Origin of the sequence: Trichlorobacter thiogenes, from assembly GCF_900167465.1 — a bacterium.
GTDB classification, from domain to species: domain Bacteria; phylum Desulfobacterota; class Desulfuromonadia; order Geobacterales; family Pseudopelobacteraceae; genus Trichlorobacter; species Trichlorobacter thiogenes.
In genome coordinates this window covers 1-18,931 of record NZ_FUWR01000004.1, presented here as the reverse complement: position 1 = coordinate 18,931, position 18,931 = coordinate 1, and the positions used below count along the sequence as shown (strand labels likewise).

At 55.6% G+C, this 18,931-nt stretch carries 16 protein-coding genes and 1 tRNA gene; 8 read left to right on the top strand and 9 right to left on the bottom strand.

Annotated features, from left to right (window positions below; translation table 11 throughout):
• Nucleotides 1-89: 89 nt before the first annotated feature.
• The 7 genes from B5D39_RS05155 to B5D39_RS17090 all read right to left on the bottom strand — a co-directional run bounded on the left by B5D39_RS05155 (nt 90) and on the right by B5D39_RS17090 (nt 10,419).
• Entirely contained in the window at nt 90-2,072 is a 1,983-nt protein-coding gene (locus tag B5D39_RS05155) for an APC family permease (RefSeq protein ID WP_078789335.1), read from the bottom strand.
• Nucleotides 2,073-2,184: 112 nt separating this feature from the next.
• Nucleotides 2,185-2,883, bottom strand: coding sequence for a response regulator (locus B5D39_RS05150; RefSeq protein ID WP_078789334.1), 699 nt, complete (start codon nt 2,881-2,883; stop codon nt 2,185-2,187).
• A 4-nt stretch (nt 2,884-2,887) separates the two neighbouring features.
• On the bottom strand, nt 2,888-5,581 hold the full coding sequence (locus tag B5D39_RS05145) for a sensor histidine kinase (RefSeq protein ID WP_078789333.1): 2,694 nt from the start codon (nt 5,579-5,581) through the stop codon (nt 2,888-2,890).
• Complete coding sequence (gene kdpC, locus B5D39_RS05140; RefSeq protein ID WP_078789332.1) at nt 5,578-6,147, bottom strand: potassium-transporting ATPase subunit KdpC; 570 nt, start codon at nt 6,145-6,147, stop codon at nt 5,578-5,580. The genes B5D39_RS05145 and kdpC overlap by 4 nt, the downstream gene beginning before the upstream one ends.
• A gap of 167 nt (nt 6,148-6,314) precedes the next feature.
• Nucleotides 6,315-8,381, bottom strand: a complete 2,067-nt coding sequence (kdpB, locus tag B5D39_RS05135) for a potassium-transporting ATPase subunit KdpB (RefSeq protein WP_078789331.1) — start codon at nt 8,379-8,381, stop codon at nt 6,315-6,317.
• A gap of 47 nt (nt 8,382-8,428) precedes the next feature.
• Nucleotides 8,429-10,210, bottom strand: a complete 1,782-nt coding sequence (kdpA, locus tag B5D39_RS05130; RefSeq protein ID WP_078789330.1) for a potassium-transporting ATPase subunit KdpA — start codon at nt 10,208-10,210, stop codon at nt 8,429-8,431.
• On the bottom strand, nt 10,207-10,419 hold the full coding sequence (locus tag B5D39_RS17090) for a hypothetical protein (protein WP_078789329.1): 213 nt from the start codon (nt 10,417-10,419) through the stop codon (nt 10,207-10,209). The genes kdpA and B5D39_RS17090 overlap by 4 nt, the downstream gene beginning before the upstream one ends.
• Nucleotides 10,420-10,588: 169 nt before the next feature.
• Here B5D39_RS17090 and B5D39_RS05120 point away from each other — a divergent pair, with 169 nt between their 5' ends.
• The 3 genes from B5D39_RS05120 to B5D39_RS05110 are packed head-to-tail and all read left to right on the top strand — an operon-like array spanning nt 10,589 to nt 12,917.
• The gene (locus B5D39_RS05120; protein WP_078789328.1) at nt 10,589-11,494 is read left to right on the top strand and encodes a polysaccharide deacetylase family protein; all 906 of its coding nucleotides are present in this window, start codon (nt 10,589-10,591) and stop codon (nt 11,492-11,494) included.
• The gene (locus tag B5D39_RS05115) at nt 11,491-11,712 is read left to right on the top strand and encodes a DUF4911 domain-containing protein (protein ID WP_078789327.1); all 222 of its coding nucleotides are present in this window, start codon (nt 11,491-11,493) and stop codon (nt 11,710-11,712) included. Before B5D39_RS05120 ends, B5D39_RS05115 begins: the two co-directional genes overlap by 4 nt.
• Nucleotides 11,697-12,917 (top strand): exo-beta-N-acetylmuramidase NamZ family protein, encoded by a 1,221-nt coding sequence (locus B5D39_RS05110; protein WP_078789326.1) that lies wholly within the window; start codon nt 11,697-11,699, stop codon nt 12,915-12,917. The genes B5D39_RS05115 and B5D39_RS05110 overlap by 16 nt, the downstream gene beginning before the upstream one ends.
• On the opposite strand, the gene B5D39_RS05105 is transcribed toward B5D39_RS05110, so the two are convergent.
• Nucleotides 12,914-13,966, bottom strand: coding sequence for a CapA family protein (locus B5D39_RS05105; RefSeq protein ID WP_244161359.1), 1,053 nt, complete (start codon nt 13,964-13,966; stop codon nt 12,914-12,916). The genes B5D39_RS05110 and B5D39_RS05105 overlap by 4 nt on opposite strands.
• A 49-nt stretch (nt 13,967-14,015) precedes the next feature.
• Between B5D39_RS05105 and serS the strand changes: the two genes are divergently transcribed.
• Nucleotides 14,016-15,287 (top strand): serine--tRNA ligase, encoded by a 1,272-nt coding sequence (serS, locus tag B5D39_RS05100; protein ID WP_078789325.1) that lies wholly within the window; start codon nt 14,016-14,018, stop codon nt 15,285-15,287.
• A 45-nt stretch (nt 15,288-15,332) separates the two neighbouring features.
• Nucleotides 15,333-15,420 (top strand) — tRNA-Ser (locus tag B5D39_RS05095).
• A gap of 139 nt (nt 15,421-15,559) precedes the next feature.
• On the opposite strand, the gene B5D39_RS05090 is transcribed toward B5D39_RS05095, so the two are convergent.
• Entirely contained in the window at nt 15,560-16,549 is a 990-nt protein-coding gene (locus B5D39_RS05090; RefSeq protein WP_078789324.1) for a methyltransferase, read from the bottom strand.
• A gap of 107 nt (nt 16,550-16,656) precedes the next feature.
• Between B5D39_RS05090 and B5D39_RS16920 the strand changes: the two genes are divergently transcribed.
• From B5D39_RS16920 to B5D39_RS05080, 3 genes are all read left to right on the top strand, one after another.
• On the top strand, nt 16,657-16,809 hold the full coding sequence (locus B5D39_RS16920; RefSeq protein WP_153304304.1) for a hypothetical protein: 153 nt from the start codon (nt 16,657-16,659) through the stop codon (nt 16,807-16,809).
• Entirely contained in the window at nt 16,806-17,066 is a 261-nt protein-coding gene (locus tag B5D39_RS05085; protein ID WP_078789323.1) for a hypothetical protein, read from the top strand. The genes B5D39_RS16920 and B5D39_RS05085 overlap by 4 nt, the downstream gene beginning before the upstream one ends.
• A gap of 155 nt (nt 17,067-17,221) precedes the next feature.
• Nucleotides 17,222-18,478 carry an MFS transporter gene (locus B5D39_RS05080; protein WP_078789322.1) on the top strand — a complete coding sequence of 419 codons (1,257 nt, stop codon included), beginning with the start codon at nt 17,222-17,224 and terminating at the stop codon, nt 18,476-18,478.
• Nucleotides 18,479-18,931: the final 453 nt, after the last annotated feature.

Sequence of the window (18,931 nt, the reverse complement as noted above, 5' to 3'; positions counted from 1 at the left end):
CGCCTGTCAGCAATACTTGTTTTGATACAAACAGTAGTTGGAGAGGAATCCAAACGGCGAGGTCTGTTTGAGATTTTGGTGGCGTGAATCTAGGTACGCACCCTGATCGGCAAAATAACGGTGGTCAGGCCGTCCCACTGCAGGCGGCGCTGGATGGCGAAGGCCGTCTCGTTGTGCAGCAGGCGATGGTAGAACTTCTCCAAACGGAAGGTGAGCTGTCCGGTAAAGACCGTTGAGCGGGGAAACTCTCCGGCAATCTGTTGACAGAGCGTCGTAGCTCCCTCCACCACGTCGGTTCCCACGGCCATACGGTAGTCGGCGGCAAAGCCCAGTTTGCGGGCAAGGTTTACATACTGTTCCAGTCCGAACCGGACTGATTGCTCCAGCGCCTCAATCTCTTCGGCGCCTTTAAAGCTGCCGGAATCGATCATGGCCACTGAAACGAAGATCACGTTTTTATAGGTCTTGGGAAAGGTGGAAAGGATGGAAAAGAGCGTATGCACACCAAATCCGCTGTAACCGGAAACCAGCTGAATGGCAGTAGCGGCATTGTGATCGATGGCAGGCGGTTCACCATGAGCGCTGACCGGCACATCCAGCAGGCTCTGGTCCAGATCGGCCATACCGAGCCGTACCCGTTTGTAGTGCCCCTTGATCAGATAGCAAAGCACGATTACCACCGAGGTAATCAGAAGCGTCATCCAGCCCCCTTCGGTGAATTTTTCAAAGACGGTGACCGCCAGGATGGTCACACACAGCACCAGCCCCACCAGGTGGACGGAAAGATGCCGCATCCATTGCGGGTCTTCTTTTCTGCGCTGAATGAAAAACTTTGACATCCCCAGTTGTGACAGCGAGAAGGTGACAAAGACGTTGATGGAGTACATCACCACCAGGGCCGAGACTGAGCCACCGGTATAGAACAGCAGGGCAATGGCCGCGACCCCCATCAGCAGGATGCCGTTGCGCATGGTCAGCCGAACCGAGAGCGCCGCAAAACGGTGGGGAAACCAGGAGTCAATCGCCATGTTGGCCATAACCCGTGGACCGTCTACAAAACCGGCCTGGGCAGCCACCAGCAGCAGCGCACCTTCAGAGAAGATGGTGATGAAGGCGATGGTGCTGCCCATGGGCCAGCCTGCAAAGAGTCCGTCAGCCAGCACCGCGTTGAGGGTCTTACCCTCCACCGGCTTGATGCCGACCAGGGCATAGCAGAGGAACAGTACCCCGGCAGTGAAGGCCAGTGAGGTGGCCATGTAGAGCATGGTACGCTTGCCGGTTTGCACCCGCGGTTCACGCATGATCTGCAGACCGTTTGAAACCGCCTCAATACCGGTGTAGGTACCACCACCCAGGGAATAGGCCCGCAGAAACAGCAGCATGATGCCAAACAGACCAATGCTTGAAAGGTCATGCTTGATGCCGGTGGAAAAATCACCAGCCAGCGGCGCAAACCGCTCGGTGTGGGTAAAGACACCGTACAGCAGCATGATCAGGTGGCTGATCACAAAGATGGCGAAGATGGGGGCCAGAACCGTAATGGATTCCTTCACCCCGCGTACATTAAGGATGATCAGCAGCAGGGTCAGGACACAGGCAACCGGTACCTTATAGTGGTGATAGTGCTGGGGGACATAGCTGAACAGTGCGTCACAGCAAGAGGCGATCGAGATGGTGATGGTCATCACGTAATCCACCAGCAGGGCGCTGCCGGAGACCACCCCGGCCTTCTCACCCAGCATATGGGTAGCCACAATGTAGCCACCGCCGCCATGGGGGAAATGCTCGATGATGCGGGAATAGGCGTAGGAGATAATGAAAACCGTCAGGGCAGTGGCAAGCCCCAGCAGAACCGCCAGGTAGGTATGGTTTCCCAGGGCGCGGAACGCCTCTTCCGGACCGTAGGCCGAGGATGACAGGCCGTCAGCACCCAGACCGACCCAGGCCAAAATCGGGATCAACGCCATCTTGTGAAAGAGGTTGGTATCCTTCAGATGCTTGGGAGCGCCAAAGATGGCACGGATACATTTGGCAAAGAATCCCTGTCCTGATTGTTGTTCCGCTGGTTCCATGAATAACGCGCCCTCGCAATGAGATACTGCCAGCGTATCAGGCTGTGCATCAAGAGGGCATCAAGATCAGATCAAGAGGTATCAAGAAGGCATCAAGGCAGATTACCGGGACTCAGACAAGACGATAACCTACACCAAGTTCTGTTGTAATATGAAGAGGTTGCGCAGGATCTAGTTCTATTTTACGGCGCAGATTGCTGATATTGACCCGCAGCACATGGGGCTGTTCCAGGTGGGATGGCCCCCAGATCTTGTTCAGGATATGGCGATGGGTCAGCACCTTGCCAGCCTGGCTGACCAGCAATTTCAACAAATCATATTCCGTTGGGGTAAGCTGGACATCCTTTCCCTTAACCATTACCCGCCGCAGCTCCAGGTTTACCTCCAGATCATCACTGATAAAAACCGGTTCTGGCAGTTCCTGCTGCAAACGACGCATGGCAGCCCTGATACGGGCCAACAGTTCTCCCACCCCAAACGGCTTGGTCAGGTAATCATCAGCCCCGGCATCCAGTGCAGCAATCTTGTCTTCTTCCCGCTCCCGTACCGAAAGCACGATGATCGGCACCTGCGACCAGTCACGGATCCTTTTGATCACCTCCAAGCCATCCAGATCGGGCAAACCGAGATCAAGCAGAATCACATCCGGGCGGACTGCAGCCGTAAGCGACAGGCCGGTATGGGCATTCTCCGCCTCGTACAACAAAAATTCCTCACTGGATAGAACCGTACGCAGAAACTTGCGGATGGCCACTTCATCATCAATGATCAGAACCCTTGGGAGGTTACCCGACGTACTCTCAGCGATCATGCCTCTATTCCTTTTCCTGTTGTCCTGTTTTGGCCAGCGACAGGCGGATCTTTATCACCAGCCCCCCGTCGGCACGGTTTTCAGCCCTTATAGTCCCACCGTGGGCCTCAACAATCCCTTTGCAGATGGAAAGCCCCAGACCGGTGCCACTAACCCCTTCAGGAACCGGAATCCGGTAAAACTTGTCAAAGACCCGTTTCAGATCCTGCTCCGGCACACCGGGACCATGGTCGGCGACCTCCAGCACCAGCCAGCCATGTTCCTGATGGGAGCTGATTTCAATAGCACGCTCCGGCAAGGAATACTTCAGCGAATTATCAAGCAGATTCACCAGCACCTGGGTCATCAACACCTGATCCATAAAAACCATGGGCAGGTCATCGGGAAGGCTGATCGTTATCAGATAACTCCCGACACGAGGCTTGATGGCCGCCATGGCACAGCCCACCAGATCCTGAATATCGCACAGCTCCAGATTCAGTCTGATGGCTCCGGCCTCAATCCGGGTCATATCCAGCAGGTTGCCCACAAAGCGATTCAACCGTTCTGCCTCGCCGCAGGCGGTATCCAGTAGTTCACGACGGGCCTGATCGCTCAGATGCATCCCCTCATCACGCAGACTGGAAAGTACGCCGGTTACGGAGACCAGCGGAGTACGCAGGTCATGGGAGATGGAGTTCAACAGGGCGCGCTCCAGATTCTCACGGGCCTGGAGGATCTGGGCCTGTTCAGCCTGATGGGAAAACTGAACCCGCTCGATGGCCATGGCCGCCTGGGTGGCAAAGGCATCCAGCAGACGGCGGCTCTCCTGCGAACGGTAGTCATATTCATCTTCCATCCGTACCCCCAGCACCCCCAGCTGGCTGGCCGGTGTCTGCAGCGGCAGATAAATCAACTCTGCCGAGATCAGGGTATCAGTGCCACGTCCGGCCGGATGCCGGTTACGGAAGGCCCAGTCCGCCACCGCCTGTTCCTTGCTATCCAGAATCAGCCCATCGCTGGCCGTCAGCATCTCCAGCCGCTCTCCCTCCGGCAAAAAAATGACTGCCTTGGCGTTTAGCGCCTCCTCTACATTTCTGATCACTGACGTTAACACCTTGGTGATATCAGCAGCCGCAGCCAGGTCACGACTAAGGTAGTAGAGCGAGGCGGTCTGGATCTCCCGCACCCGGATTACATCAGCCCGTTCCCGTGAACGGGCCACCAGGTTGCTGATCACGATCCCCACCGTAAACAGTCCGGCAAAGGTGATCAGGTACTGGGTATCTGCCACGGCAAAAGTCAGGTGGGGCGGGATAAAGAAAAAGTCAAAGGCCAGCACCCCCAGAAAGGCGGTCAGCATGGCCGGTCTGCGTCCCAGCCGGACCGCAGCCACCACCACCGCCAGCAGATAGATCATCACCAGATTGGTCGGCTCCAGGAAGCGGCTGACCAGCCAGCAGAAAATGGTTGCAACGGCCACCAGAGCCGCAGCCAGAGGATATCCCCAAGGATGGAGATGATGGCCGCGAGGGCTACCCTTTTGCAGTGGTGGCGTTATCCCCTCAGTATTGATACGAACCACAAAGACATCACTGCTACTGCTGCGACGGATGATCTGATCCACAATCGACGGGTGCAGCAGTTCATACCAACGGCTATGGGTAGGCTTACCCACCACGATGCGGGTCACGTTATGGCGGGCCGCATACTCAGCCACCGCATCCGGCACAGAGGTGGCGGTGACGGTGGCCACCTGGGCCCCCAGGCTTTCAGCAAAACGCAGGTCCTGCCAGACCCGTTCACGGTTCTGGCGAGTGTGGCGATCACTGCCCGGCGTCTCAATATAGACCGTATGCCAGGGCGCCTTCAGCTCCTCGGCCAGCCTGCGGGTAGCCCGGATCAACTGCTCACTGTAGGGACTGCCGCTGACGCAGACCAGCAACCGTTCTGCAGTGGGCCAGGGACCGGCAATGGACTGGGTCTCCATATAGGCCCGCATCTGGTCATCCACCCTAGCTGCGGTACGGCGTAGCGACAGCTCCCTGAGCGCCATCAGGTTACCGGGGCGAAAGAACTTCTCAATCGCCTTGGCTGCCTGATCAGGGATATAGATCTTGCCTTCCTGCAACCGCTGCAGCAGGTCTTCCGGCGGAAGGTCGATCAGCTTGATCTCAAAGGCGATATCCAGCAGCCGATCCGGCAGGGTCTCCCGCACCGTGATGCCGGTGATCTGAGCCACCACATCATTTAAGCTTTCAAAATGCTGAATATTGACGGTGGTATAGACATCTATCCCGGCCGCCAGCAGTTCCTCAACATCCTGCCAGCGCTTTTCGTGGCGCGAGCCGGGCACATTGCTGTGGGCCAGCTCATCCACCAGCACAATCTGCGGCTTGCGGGCCAGAATGGCATCCAGATCCATCTCCGGCAGCGTGACGCCGGCATAGGAAAGCTGACGGCGGGGGATCAGCTCCAACCCATCCAGCAAGGCATCGGTCTCACTGCGACCATGGGATTCCACATAGCCCACCACCAGATCACGGCCATCTGCCTTGCGCTTGCGTGCCGCCTCCAGCATGGCGTAGGTCTTGCCAACGCCAGCGGCATAGCCCAGAAACACCTTCAGCCGGCCCTGTTCGGATTGGACCTCTTCCGCTTGGGCCAGCTTCAGCATCGCCTCTGGCGTGGGGCGTATGTTGGTGTCCTGGTTGGTCATGGAGTTAGTGTATCTAATTTCAGATTCACCGCAAGCACGTTTACCCGCGCTGCGCCTAATATCCCCAGTTGCGGTTGTTCTGTAGCGGCATCTATCTGCTTCTGCACCATGGTCTCCGGTATGCCACGGGCCTTGGCGATCCGTGGCACTTGCAGCCTGGCTACCTGTGGTGAAAGGTGAGGATCAAGTCCACTTGCCGAGGCCTGTACCAGTTCAGCCGGGATCGGGCCGGTGATGCCGCTGTCCCGCAGCGCCTTGACCCGTTCTGCCACGGTCTTCAGATAATCCGGGTTGGTGGGACCGCTATTGGAACCACCGGATGCAGAAGAATTATAGCCAAACTCTGCCGTGGCAGAGGGACGGGGCCAGAGGTATTTGAGATCAGAGAACGGCTGACCGATCAGGGAGGAGCCGATCTCTTTGCCGTATTTATCATGGATGAAGCTGCCCTTGGACTGGTCGGGGAACAGGGCGTGGGCTATGCTGGTCACCAGGGCCGGATAGATGCCGCCGCAGATGACGGTGAATACGATGAACAGCAGGATGGCTGGTTTTATATCCTTCATGGTTTGGCTCCTAAAACCTTTAATGGCACGCTGATGACACGGATTGAGCGGATTAGCACGGATTTAAAGCTTTAAAAACTTTGATTTTGTTTTAAGACTTGAATCAGTTGACTTTATCTGCGGATATCCGCCCAATCAGCGTTATCCGCGTGCTATCGCCTTTACTTCTAAACAAAGACCGCGATCAGCATATCAATCGCCTTGATCCCCGCAAACGGCGCGATGATGCCGCCCAACCCATAAATCAGCAGGTTATGGATCAGCAGCTTTTCAGCAGGCATGGCACGGAATTTCGTCCCCTTCAGGGCCAGCGGCACCAGCATCGGGATGATGATGGCATTGAAGATTACCGCTGAAAGGATGGCACTGTAGGGGCTGGCCAGCCCCATCAGATTCAGCACCCCAAGTTGGGGATAGATTGAGAGCAGAGCGGCCGGGATGATGGCAAAATACTTGGCAATGTCGTTGGAGATGCTGAAGGTGGTCAGGTTGCCACGGGTCATCAGGATCTGCTTGCCCACCTCCACGATATCCAGCAGCTTGGTGGGGTTGGAGTCCAGATCAATGATATTGGCAGCCTCTCGGGCCGGTTGGGTGCCGGTGTTCATGGCCACCGCAACATCAGCCTGGGCCAGTGCCGGGGCATCGTTGGTGCCATCGCCGGTCATGGCCACCATATACCCCTGTTCCTGGTACTCCTTGATCAGACGCAGCTTTTCCTCCGGCTTGGCCTGGGCCAGAAAATCATCCACCTGGGCCTCGGCGGCAATGGCCGCTGCAGTCAGCGGGTTATCACCGGTAATCATCACGGTCTTGATCCCCATGGAGCGCAGTTGCAGGAAACGCTCCTGGATACCGGCCTTGACAATATCCTTCAGGTTGATCACCCCCATGATCTCGTTGTCACGGCTTACCACCAGCGGCGTGGCTCCGGCCCGGGCAATCCTGTCCACCAGATCAGCCAATTCAGGGGGGATGCTGGTTGCACCCAGCCCTTTGACAAAGGCGATGGTGGAGTCGGATGCCCCTTTACGGTACTGATGTCCAGCCAGATTAATGCCGGAGAGACGGGTATCTGCGCTGAACTCAACCACTTCGGCATCCTTGGGGGTCTCCCTGACCAGTCCGTTGTTCTGCTTTGCCAACAGAACCACGCTGCGTCCCTCCGGGGTCTCATCAGCCAGGGATGCCATCAGGGCAGCCTCGGCCAGTTCCTGCTCACTGTGGCCACCCACCGGGACAAAGGCGGTTGCCTCACGGTTGCCGTGGGTGATGGTGCCGGTCTTGTCCAGCAACAGCACATTGACATCACCGGCCGCCTCAATGGCCCGACCCGACAGGGCGATCACGTTTTTTTGGAACAGGCGGTCCATACCGGCAATGCCGATGGCAGGCAGCAGGGCGGCGATGGTGGTGGGGGCCAGACAGACAAACAGGGCGGTCAGGATGGTCAAAGAGACCGGCGTACCCTGCCCGGCTGCCTTAACACTGTAGCTGGAGAGCGGCGCAATATTGGCGCAGACCAGCAGAAAGACCACGGTCAGGGCGATCAGCAACACCTCCAGGGCCACTTCGTTGGGGGTCTTACGACGCTTGGCCCCTTCAATCAGGCCGATCATCCGGTCCAGAAAGGTCTCGCCGGGATTGGCTGTAATCCGCACGATAATGCTGTTGGCGATCACGCTGGTACCGCCGGTCACCGCGCTGCGGTCGCCGCCAGACTCACGGATCACCGGGGCTGATTCACCGGTTACGGCCGATTCATTGACCAGGGCTGCGCCTGCAAGCACATCACCGTCACCGGCGATCATCTCGCCAGCAGCCACCAGGATGCAATCCCCCTTGCGAAGCTGACTGGCGCCAACCGTGGTAAAGGCGCTGTTAAAATCTGGTTTGGCAAGCAGCTTGGCAGTTACGTTGGTCCGGGATGAACGCAGGGAGGCGGCCCGTGCCTTGCCCCGCCCTTCGGCCAGTGCCTCGGCAAAGGTGGAGAAGATCACGGTCAGCCAGAGCCAGGCTGAGACTGCGCCGGTAAACCAGGCCGGTTCCTTGTTAGCCCCAGAAAGTGACAGGACAAAGGTAACCAGGGTTATCAGACTGGCAATCTCAACGCAAAGCATAACCGGGTTGCGCCAGAGCTGGCGGGGATCAAGTTTTTTCAGGGACTCCAGCAGTGCCCCCTGCAGTAGTGCTGTATCAAAGGCCGATTGCGGCTGTTGGGTATGTTTGGACATTGTTGTCTCTCCAGAAGGGGCTTAGTTAGGCCCAGTACCTATCAGGCTTACCGCATGGTCAGATGTTCCACTATCGGCCCCAGCGCCAGTGCCGGGAAAAAGGTTAAAGCACCGACGATCAGGATCACCAGGGTCAGCCAAACCGCAAACGGCAGCTTGTCAGTGGGCAGGGTACCCAGGCTGGGGGGAATGTACTTCTTCTCTGCCAGGGAACCAGCCATGGCCAACACAGCCACTGCCGGGATATAGCGACCAATGGTCATGGCCAACCCGCCCAGCAGGTTATAGAACGGTACGTTGCCATTCAGACCAGCAAAGGCGCTGCCGTTGTTGTTGGCCATGGAGGCCACGGCATACAGCACCTCTGACAAGCCGTGGGTGCCGGGATTGCTCATGGAGGCCACCGCAGAAGGGGTTATCATGGCCAGACCGGACAGGATCAGCACCACCACACCGGCGGTCAGGATGGTGATGATCGACATCCACATCTCCTGCACCTCAATCTTCTTGCCCAGATACTCCGGGGTACGTCCGATCATCAGGCCGGAGACAAAGACGGCGATTATGGCAAAGGCCAGCATGGTGTAGAGCCCGGAACCGACCCCGCCGAAGACGATCTCCCCCAGCAGGATCAGTGAGAGCGGGATCATGCCACCGATCGGGGTCAGGGAATCGTGCATACTATTGACTGCGCCGCATGAGGTAGCGGTGGTGGTCACGGTAAACAGGTTGCTGGCAACCATACCAAAGCGGGTTTCCTTCCCTTCAAGGTTGCCGCCACTTACCCCCAGCTTGGCCACCAACGGGTTGCCCGCCTGCTCAACCCCCTGCAGCACACCAAAGCAGAGCAACCATAGTAAGATCATTACCCCCAGCAGCATCCAGCCCTGACGGGTATTGCCCACCATCAGACCAAAGGTGTAGGTCAACGAGGCAGGTATCAATAGGATCAGCAGGATCTCCACGAAGTTGGTCAGTGGGGTGGGGTTCTCAAAGGGATGGGCTGAATTGGCGTTAAAGAAACCGCCACCATTGGTGCCCAGCTCTTTGATCGCCTCCTGTGAAGCAACAGGCCCCATCGGAATGGTAGCCTCTTTGGCAATTACGTTCTCCGTAACCGGATTGCCCTTGGCATCCTTGAGCTGAGCCCCCTTGTCGTCCAGCTTGGGCTTGTCATAGCTGACCGACTGTACCAAAGGTACGGTTTTATAGGGGGAGAAGTTCTGGATCACCCCCAGGGAGACCAGCAACAGGGCAGCGATGATCGAGATCGGCAACAGGATGTAGAGCGTGCCACGGGTCAGATCCACCCAGAAATTACCGATGGCAGAGCTCTTGCGGCGGCTGAATCCACGGATCAGCGCAATCACAATCGCCATGCCGGTGGCGGCAGAGGCAAAGTTATGCAGACCAAAGCCTGCCATCTGGGTCAGATAGCTGGCGGCCTGTTCGCCGGAATAATTTTGCCAATTGGTATTGGTGGTGAAACTGATGGCGGTATTCAGGGCCAGTTGCCAGGAAAAGGGTGGTAGTTTTTGCGGGTTCAGCGGCAGCAGATGCTGGGTTAACAGCAGGGCAAACAGCCCTGAAAACAGCACCAGATTAAACAGCAGCATGGACCAGGCATAACGTTTCCAGCCCATTTCATCATCCGGTTGCACCCCGCTGATCCGGTAGAGCAGACCTTCAACCGGGGCCAGCAACGGCGTCAGAAAGGTACGCTCCCCCTGATAGACCCTGGCCATAAAACCGCCCAGCGGTTTAACCAGTGCCAACAGGACCACCAGCAGGAACAGCACCTGCACCAGTTCAAGCAGAGTCTGACTCATTGGTTTCTCCCCAATATCAGTTGACGGACAATGGCTACTGGCAGTAACTCCCACTGTTGAGCTGCAGCATCAAAAACCGGCACCTGACCGGCGCCATACTCCGGCGGGGCAACCGTGGTAACGCCGCCCACATAGGGAAGTGTAGCACTGTCTTCAAAAATTTCACCTTCGTACAGCCCGGTGGCCTCGTTAAACTGGTATGCCTTCATGTTGGTTGACCTCCTGGTGCGCGCTGATCCTGCATGATCAAAGCGTAGCAACCGGGCAATCAAATTGGTGTCAAAACCTGAAGCAAGGCTGTCAAGAAGCCATCAAGATTATTTTACTCTTTGAGCAAACCTGCTACCATGCCCCCCATTTCCACGAATGGAGTTTCAGATGCCACAGCCGGTTGTTGCCCTGAAGATTGATGTTGATACCTACGTTGGCACCCGGGACGGCGTACCGGTGCTGCTTGACCTACTGGCCCGTTACAACGCAAAAGGCACCTTTTATTTCTGCCTGGGGCCAGATCACACCGGCCGAGCCCTGCGCCGTATCTTTACCCACAAAGGGTTTCTGCAAAAGGCGCTGCGTTCCGGCGCACCTTCGGCCTATGGCATCAAGACCATGCTGTACGGCGTACTGCTACCAGGACCGGTGATCTACCAAAAATGTGGCAATATTATGCGACAGACGGAACAGCAGGGGCATGAGGTGGGGATTCATGCCTGGGACCATGCTAACTGGCATGATTTTCTGCTCAAGAGTGATCTTAGCTTTGTTAAATCAGAACTGGGCCAGGCTGCCAAAGGGTTCAAGCAGGTCTTTGATCGGCTGACCACCACCACCGCAGCGCCGGGCTGGACCGTTTCGCCAGACTCCCTGGCCCTGCAGGACCAGATGGAGCTGTCCTACTGCAGTGACTGTCGTGGAACCTTGCCCTTCTATCCGGTGATAAACGGCCAACGCTTCAACACCCTGCAGATCCCCACCACCTTGCCCACGGCCGACGAACTGCTTGGCCGCGATGGCCTGACCCCGGACGACCTGCCGGACTACTATCTCAAACAGCTGAAGCCGGGCCTGAACGTGCTGACGGTTCACACCGAGCTGGAAGGGGGTGTGATCCGCAACTCCTTCAGCCGGTTGCTGGAACTGCTCGCCCAAAACAACATCCCCTGCATCAGTCTGGCCGAGGCCAGGGCACAGATTGTCGATGCTCCGGCCTGTCAGCTCGCCATGGGGATGATTGAAGGACGTTCCTTGCCGGTGGCCCTGCAGGGTGACGAGGTGACAGCATGACGACCCCACGTTTTTTCAAGGTAGAACGCAGCCAGCACGCCTACCTGACCTTTATCACGGAATCCTACGAAGGGCTCTGCACGGTCAGTACGGTTGACAACAAGAATGGCATTGTGCGGGTCATCGCCCCGGAAGGACGGGAAGAGGAGCTGGAGGGATTGATTCGTGCCCTGCAGGAAGAGATCGGGATGGAGGAGGTGGTATGGCCCGCCTGCTGATTGTTCTGTGCTTGCTGCTGTCTGCTGCTGATTCCTTTGCCGGAGTCATTCCCGGCATCGACATCCTGGCCCGCCGCAACTTTGATCTGCTGCAGGGCAAACGGGTCGGCCTGATCACCAACAACACCGGACGTACTCTAAACGGCAGCAGCAGTATTGACCTGCTGGCCCAGGCTCCCGGTGTCAAACTGGTGGCGCTCTTTTCACCGGAACATGGCATCCGGGGTGATTCCGACGTCAAGCTTTCTTCCGCAACCGACCAGCGGACCGGACTGCCGATCTACTCGCTCTACGGCAAAACCTGCCGCCCCACAGCGGAGATGATAACCGGTATTCAGGTGTTGGTCTTTGATATCCAGGATATCGGCGCACGTTTTTACACCTACATCGGCACCCTGCACCATGCCCTGCTGGCAGCCAAACAGCAGGGGATTCCGCTGGTGGTACTGGACCGCCCCAATCCACTGGGGGGGATAGCGGTTGAAGGGGCTGTGCCTGATGCTGGCGAGATCTCCCGTAGAATTGCTGCGGACAAAACCGGCTGCCGCTCCCTGACCGTAACCCACCCGATCCCCACCCGCCACAGCCTGACCGTTGGTGAACTGGCCCGGCTGATCAACGCAGAGGCAAAGATTAATGCAAATCTGCAGGTGGTATCCATGGAGGGCTGGAAACGGGAGCTGCTCTGGCAGGAGACCGGTTTAGCCTGGATCAACCCATCCCCCAACATGAAAGATCCGATCGCTGCCCTGCTGTATTCCGGTTTTGGTCCGCTGGAGGCAACCAATCTTTCCGTTGCGCGGGGCACCGACAAACCGTTCCACAAATACGGTGCGCCATGGCTTGATCCAACAGCAGTCTTAAAAAACCTGCCAAACCTGCCGGGCCTGAAATTCAGTGCCACCAGCTTTACTCCCACTGCCCCCGGCCACACCTACCAAGGCAAACTCTGCAACGGAATTGAAGTGACTATCACCGATCTGAACGTTGCCAATTTGCCGCTGGCCGGACTCTACCTTGTCCGGGCGATCCAGCAGACACACCCCAAACAGTATCATGTTGCCGGTGGGTTCTACGGTATGCTGGGAGATAATCAGGCCTGGAAGATGCTGCGTGATGGCGCGTCACCGGAACAGGTCATGGCACGCTGGCGGGGGGGAATTGAGCAGTTTAGAAAGCTGCGGGAGACGTATCTGTTGTACTAAAAATCAACCAGCCAGCGTTCACCCTCTTTTCGGACAGCCAGCTTGGCAGGCGGCAGCTTTTTCACCCGCGCAACCAGTTCATCAGCACGCTTGCCAGCAAGTGGCGTGGCCTGAAAACCAACCTCGCGGTGCAGGATGTTAACCGGCAGCAGCTCTGCGGACCGTTTGTCACCATCAAAACGTAGCCGTACCAGCAAGGTTCGGTCAGCTATCCGGCTCTTGTGGGCAAAGGCAAAATTTCCCAGACTGTAGAAGATGATCCCCCGTTTATACGTTTCAACCCCTTGCAGGATATGGGGATGGTGGCCGATCACCGCATCGGCTCCGCTATCAATCATCATCCGAGCCAGGCGGGGCTGATACTCACGCAGCCGGGTCTTACCCTCTTCGCCCCAGTGGGCAGTCACGATCACAATGGATGCCTGCTTGCGGGCAGCAACAATATCATCCTTGACCATCTTTTCCATCAGCGGTGCAGTACCGGCCCGTTTATCGCCAGCCCAGAACTCAAGCGGCAGGGTCAGGGAATAGCCAAGCAAAGCCACCTTGGTGCCGCGTATGTCGTAGACAGCTGCTTTACGGGCAGCAGCCAGATTTTCTCCGGCGCCGACATGACCAATACCGGCCTTATCCAACTGCTGCAGGGTGTCCTGCAGGCCAACAGCCCCGTAATCCATACTGTGATTATTGGCCAGGGTAACCGTGGTAATACCGGCTTTCTTGAAGGCAGTTAGTGCAGACGGCTTGACCCGGAAACGATATTTTTTGTCGGTAAACTCTTTACCACGGCCTGTCAGGGGGGCCTCAAGGTTAACCAGCGTAATATCCCCTTTTTTCAGCTCCGACGCAATTCGGGTAAAGGGATGATAATAGCCATCCTGGGACATCTGCTGTTCCCAGAGACCACCCAGCATCACATCACCGGCAGCCTGGATCACCACCTCTCCGGCATAGACCGGAAGAGCAGTAAGCAGCAGCAAAAGCAGAGAGCAAGGCAGAGCCTTGAGTCGGAATTGAAAGCCTGTTTTGCGTTGACGGTAACGGTTCATAAGTGCTAGATAGTACACCTTCATCCTGTTAGAACCAAAGGAATTTCCCATGCTTGACACTAAATTTATCCGCGACAACCTTGATCAGGCCGAAGCCGCCCTTGCCACCCGTGGTGGCAACATTTCTTTGTCAGGCTTTCGAGAGCTGGACATCAAACGCCGTAGCCTGCTGACTGAGAGCGAAACCCTCAAGGCGCTGAAGAACAGCGTCTCCGAAGAGATTGCCAAGGTTAAGGACAAAAGTACGGTCAAAGACAAGATTGCTGAGATGAAAGAGGTCTCTGCCAAAATCAAAGGTTTTGATGATGAACTGAAGACCGTTGACGAAGAGCTTAACACCCTGCTGATGACCATCCCCAACCTGCCCCATCCCACGACACCGGTTGGCAAGTCTGAAGAGGACAACGTGGTGGTTCGCAGCTGGGGCACACCGCCAACCTTTGACTTTGAAGCCAAAGCACACTGGGATCTCGGTGAAGATCTGGACATCCTTGATTTTGAACGGGGTGCCAAGATCACCGGCGCCCGCTTTTGTCTCTCCAAAGGGGCTGGCGCACGTCTTGAGCGGGCTTTGATCAGCTTTATGCTTGATCTGCACACCACGGACCATGGCTATACTGAGGTGCTACCCCCCTTCATGGTGAACCGGGCCAGTATGACCAGCACCGGACAACTGCCCAAATTTGAAGAAGACCTGTTCCGTTTGGTTGATCCTGATTTTTTCCTGATCCCGACAGCCGAAGTACCGGTTACCAACATCCACCGTGACGAGATTCTGAAAAAATCTGATCTGCCGATCAGTTATACCGCCTACACCCCCTGCTTCCGTCGTGAGGCCGGTTCCCACGGTAAGGACACCCGTGGCCTGATCCGTCAACACCAGTTTAACAAGGTTGAGCTGGTCAAATTTGTTCACCCGGATGAGTCCCAGGCTGAACTGGAAAAGCTGACCAGCCATGCTGAAAAAGTCCTGCAACTACTGGAACTTCCCTACCGACTGCTGGCACTCTGCTCCGGTGACATCGGCTTCTCGGCCTGTAAAACCTATGACCTTGAAGTCTGGTTACCGGGTCAAAATCTGTACCGTGAGATCTCCTCCTGCAGTAGCTTCGGCGATTTCCAGGCACGGCGGGCCGGTATCCGCTTCAGGGAAGAAGAGAAGAGCAAGCCAGAGTTTATCCATACCCTGAACGGCTCTGGCCTGGCGGTGGGCCGCACCCTAGTCGCCATTCTTGAGAACTACCAACAGGCCGATGGCTCCATCCTCATCCCGGCGGCCCTGCGCCCTTACATGGGAGGTATGGAAAAAATCACCAAATAGGGGCTTGAGCTTCTGCCCAAAAGTATGCTAGAAAGTCTTTCCTCTGGAGGGGTTGCCGAGCGGTTTAAGGCACCGGTCTTGAAAACCGGCGACGGGCAACCGTCCGTGAGTTCGAATCTCACCCCCTCCGCCATTCAACAATCCAGACTAGTCCAGACTAGTCCCAAAAGCCCTGAGAAATCATGGCTTTTTTTTATTTATACGCATCCCGTGTAGTCCTCACAGAAACACTCAAATCCATAACTTTTGACGGTGTTTTTTACGGTACATATTCAATTAGCAGCTGTCCCCACCATGACGCCGGCACCATTGGCCAAATCAAGCTGCAGTCTTCTGATATCAGCCAGCCCTGCACCAGCCATGATAGTAGTAATCTCCTGCTGAGAGTAAGCCTGACCAGACTGTGTACCAATAAGCATGTTCAATGAAAACAGGGTTGGAAAGAGTGGTGCTGCCTTGTCATCATGCAGGATAAACTCCTGAATCAGCAAAAGCCCACCGGGATTTAGTGCCTTTACCGCCTTGTCAACAATTGCCGAGCTGTTTGCAGGGCTTTCACTATGCAGAAGATGAGAAATCCAGACCACGTCAAAGCCGGTACCAAGGTCATCACTCAGGATATCTCCTGCACTGAATGCTATTCGCTCAGAAAGCCCAAAACGTTGCACGGTCTGCTCTGCAAAGGGGCGGGTTGTGGGAAGATCATAGACAACAGCTTTCAAATCAGGATTCACTTTACAGAAGTGAATGGCATAGGTGCCTGGTCCACCTGCCAGATCAAGTAGGCGGTGACGTCCTTTTAAATCAATCTGGGCAGCGATACGGGGTGCAATCAGAGAAGCAAGATTAAACATCCCCATCAAAAAGCTCTCCCGCTCCTTTTCGCCTGTACCATGGGATGAACTTTTCCGTACCGGCCCGCCTCGCAGCACCGCTTCATCAAGGTGACTCCAGCCTTCAACCAGATAGTGATGATGCATGATAATATGCCCCATGTAGGACTCAGAGCTTTTTGCAAGATAGCTGGCACTGAACTCTGTACATTTGAAGCTGTCACCTTCTTTCTGCAAGAGGTCCAGGGCAGTAAGCCCGTGGAGCAGCATTTCAAGGCCACGTTCATCAGCAACGATAATTTCTGCCAGGTTGGCCGTGGTCATTGGCTTGTCTGCCAGATGGCTAAAGATATCCAGCTTGACCCCGGCATGGAGTGTACAGGTATTCCAGTAGCTTGATGACAGTTGCAGCAATTCCGGCACATTCATAGGACCTCCGCTTGTAACTCGTCTGCAACTCCCTACCTTTTCCAGCTTGAGAAAATCCAAATCACTGCCGATAACGAATACTGAAACCTTTTAAAAGCGGGAGTTGTATGCAAATTTCAACAGATACAGAGTTCAGCTACCACGGTATTTCTTTTGATGAAAGGCTGGCTATTTTCCGTCTTTTTCATGACGATGATGAGCCTGGGACTATTGTGGAACCGTGCTCTGCCGGATTTGTCACTGAAGGATTCGCGCAATGAGCTTTCCAATACGGAGCAAATACCTTTCCCCTCTTGAGCTTCAGTATGCAGAGCTGAAAAAACAGTCTAGTGTTGATCAAAACAACAGCCAAACCCCAAACGGTGCAAAAGAGCGCAGAACAGCCAATATTCCAGACGAAGTAACGCTCTCATCAGTACTAACAGATACTGATGAAGCAACAAAGCGCAAACCGTCTCAACCTGTTACACCTGATGAAATGCAGGCTCTGAGAGGCCTTTTTTCTATTTATGCCTAAGCAGCAAAAACCACACAACGGAATCCATTGCCGACTCTAAAATATCAGCTTCTTCAGCATCTGCAGCACCATAGCAAAAACTCAGGACGGATAAAAGCCGCACCCTTTCTGATAACCAGCCGAGCCCCAATCCACCAGCTGAAAGAGAAACGACCATGTCCGAACAGACCTCGCCCCAAGCTGCTCCCGGTGTAATCCAGGCCATCTTCAGCCTGCCGGTCATCGTTGCTGCGCTGGGTTATTTTGTGGATATCTACGATCTGGTGTTGTTCAGCATTGTGCGGGTTCCCAGCCTGAAGGCGCTGGGGCTGTCCGGCAAGGATCTGGTGGATCAGGGGGTGTTCCTGCTGAACATGCAGATGGTGGGTATGCTGTTGGGGGGTATTCTCTGGGGGGTGCTGGGGGACCGCAAAGGTCGGCTTAAGATCATGTTCGGTTCGATCTTCCTCTATTCAATGGCCAACTTTGCCAACGGTTTTGTTGATTCAATCGGTGCCTATGCCACCCTGCGTTTCATTGCCGGCGTCGGCCTGGCGGGCGAGCTGGGGGCCGGTATCACCCTGGTCAGTGAGGTGCTGCACAAGACCGTGCGGGGCTATGGCACCATGATCGTTGCCTCGGTGGGGGTTTCCGGGGCGATTCTGGCCAATTTTGTTGCCAAGCATTTTGATTGGCGCAACGCCTTCATCATCGGCGGTATACTGGGGCTCTGCCTGCTGGCGCTGCGCTTTGGGGTGGTGGAATCCGGCATGTTCAGCACCATGAAGGTGCAGGAGCAGGTCAGCAAAGGGAACTTCCTGTCGCTCTTCACCAGCCGCGACCGTTTTGGTCGTTTTCTGCACTCGATCCTGATCGGTCTGCCTTCCTGGTTTGTGGTGGGGGTGTTGATCACCTTTTCCCCTGAATTTGCCAAGCTGCTGGGTGTGGCGGGAACCGTCAGTGCCGGTAATGCGGTGATGTACTGCTACCTGGGCTTGGTGGCGGGAGACCTGCTGAGCGGTATTCTGAGCCAACTGCTGAAAAGCCGCAAAAAGGTGGTGCTGTTGTTTCTGATCATCACCGCAGTGGCAGTTGTGGTTTATTTTATGGCCGGTGGCGTCAGCGCTGAGGCGTTTTACGGGATCTGCGGACTGTTGGGGTTCGGTATCGGCTACTGGGCCATCTTTGTCACGATTGCCGCCGAGCAGTTCGGCACCAACCTGCGGGCCACGGTGGCAACCTCAGTCCCCAACTTTGTGCGGGGAATGACCGTGCCGATCACCATGCTGTTTCTGTACTTTCGCAACCATTTTGGCCTGCAGCAGGGGGCGATTATCGTCGGTTGCCTGACCATGGCCATCGCTCTGTTCTCGCTCTGGCGTCTGGAGGAAACCTTCCACAAGGATCTGGACTACTTTGAGGAGTTTCTCTAACCCATAAAAACAAGCTGCCACAGAGGTCACAGAGTTCTCAGAGGAAGAACAAGATACCCCCCATGGCCAGCTTCATTTCAGGTGAGTCACAAAAAACTGTTTTTGTAGTTCTCTGTGTTCCTTGTATGTTCAGCGTGTAGCATCTAATGTTCTTTCAAGTAGCCAGGGAATGACAGCTTGATCGTGTTTTGGGACACCAAGCCCGTCACAGAGCGTAAGGCGTCATTCCCTTCCTCCCAATAGCCCGAACAGTTGACTGGGGACCATCTGGATCCCGCATTCTGCAAGAACGGGAAAGGAGAAAGACTATGGGAAAGAATCTGTTTATCGGCATTGATGTTTCTAAAGCTATTCTTGATGTTGGTGTCATTCCAACAGAAGAAGTAAAACGTTTCACCAATGATGCTGATGGTTGCAAAGCGCTTATCTCCTGGCTGTCTGAAATTGAACCTG